The organism is Arthrobacter sp. 05L421 (assembly GCF_056397785.1).
This window is the reverse complement of record NZ_JBFTOC010000053.1, coordinates 1-1,560: the sequence shown is the minus strand read 5'-3', so window position 1 is coordinate 1,560 and position 1,560 is coordinate 1. Positions and strand designations below refer to the sequence as shown.

1 protein-coding gene is annotated in these 1,560 nt (G+C 66.7%); it reads left to right on the top strand.

From position 1 onward, the window contains the following. Positions 1 to 151: 151 nt before the first annotated feature. The gene (locus AC1DKQ_RS22355) at positions 152 to 1,258 is read left to right on the top strand and encodes an IS110 family RNA-guided transposase (RefSeq protein ID WP_476920273.1); all 1,107 of its coding nucleotides are present in this window, start codon (positions 152 to 154) and stop codon (positions 1,256 to 1,258) included. Positions 1,259 to 1,560 lie beyond the last annotated feature (302 nt).

The window sequence follows — 1,560 nt, the reverse complement described above, 5'->3', positions numbered from 1 at the left end:
CTAGACGATATGAAGTGTGGTGATCGCCTGACGTAGGACTGGAACCCCGGGTTCAAAGAGGTTCGTGGGTTGCCGGTCCACGGTCTGTTCCGCAATCTGGTGCGGGGTGTGGACTGGTAGAGCCACATTTGAACGTCTGGAGGTTCCAGCCATGAACAAGCGTACCTATGTCGGTTTGGATGTCCACGCGCGCAGCGCCAAGGGCTGCGCTATCGACGGTGAGACCGGCGAGATTCTGCGCCAGAGCCTGGCGGCCAACGATGCCGGGATCGCCGAATGGGTAGCCGGGCTGCCTGGCCCCGTCCTGGTTGTCTACGAGGCAGGTCCGACCGGATTCGGCCTGGCCCGGTGTCTGAATGCCGTCGGGATGGAATGTGTGGTCGCGGCGCCGTCCAAACTCCAGCGTCCGTCCGGGGACCGGGTGAAGACCGATGCCCGCGATGCTGAACATCTGGCCCGGTTGGCCCTGCTGGGGCAGATCACCCCGGTGCGGGTCCCGGGCCCTTCCCAGGAGGCGGCCCGGGATCTGGTCCGGGCCCGCGAGGACGTCCGGGCGGACCTGATGAGGGCCAGACACCGTGTCTCGAAGCTCCTGCTGCGTCACGGCCTCGTCTACTCCGGCGGCCATGCCTGGACCGACGCCCATCACACCTGGCTGCACCGGCAACACTTCGAAGACCCTGCCCTGCAGGCCGCCTACGAGGCCGGTCTGGAAATGGCGGAGCTGACGCTGGACCGTCGGAACCGGCTGGATGCGAAGATCGCCGCGATGGCGGCAACCGAGCCGTATGCCCCGGTGGTGCATGCCCTGATGTGTCTGCGCGGGATCTCGGTGCTGACCGCTTTCGGCCTCGCCGTGGAGATCGGCGACTGGACCCGCTTCACCGGCTCCACCATCGGCGCGTATCTGGGCCTGGTCCCCTCCGAGCACTCTTCCGGCGCCTCCCGGTCCCAGGGTGCGATCACCAAGACCGGAAACACCCACGCCCGCCGGCTGCTGGTCGAGGCGGCCTGGCACCACCGCCGCCCCTACAACAACGCCAGCCGCGACATGCGCTCCCGCTGGGACGCAGCCGACGAGGCTTCCCGCGTCCGCGGCCACCAGGGCAACCACCGGCTGCACCGGAAATGGGAGCAATTCGAAGCCCGGCACAAACGCCGGGTCATCGCGAACGTCGCCATCGCCCGCGAACTGGCCGGCTGGTGCTGGTCCCTCGCGGCCCCCGTCCAACAGGAGCACCCATGGACGAATGACTAGACGTGCCGTTCCCGGCCCCGCCCGGACGGCTTGGCAGCGTGGAGGAGACCCGCGACACAGCTATGGACAACCGGTACCCACCGGTGACGCCCGACATTGCTAGACCAGCGGCACCCCTCCAGCCGAACACCTCGTCCTGCGGTAACCAACCCGCGCATATCAGTCTGACAGCGCCGTCGTTCACGACGCGCCAGCCATCCAGATCAGGCCAGGGAACGGACACAAAAGAGCGGTCCAAGACAAACCAGCCTTGGACCGCTCACCCTTGCCCTCTTGACAAAGAACTCCTACATATCAGCTGT

What these genes read in the sequence shown, in the direction of transcription:
- AC1DKQ_RS22355 (WP_476920273.1), top strand. Translation starts at nt 152, where the DNA reads ATGAACAAGCGTACCTATGTCGGTTTGGATGTCCACGCGCGCAGCGCC.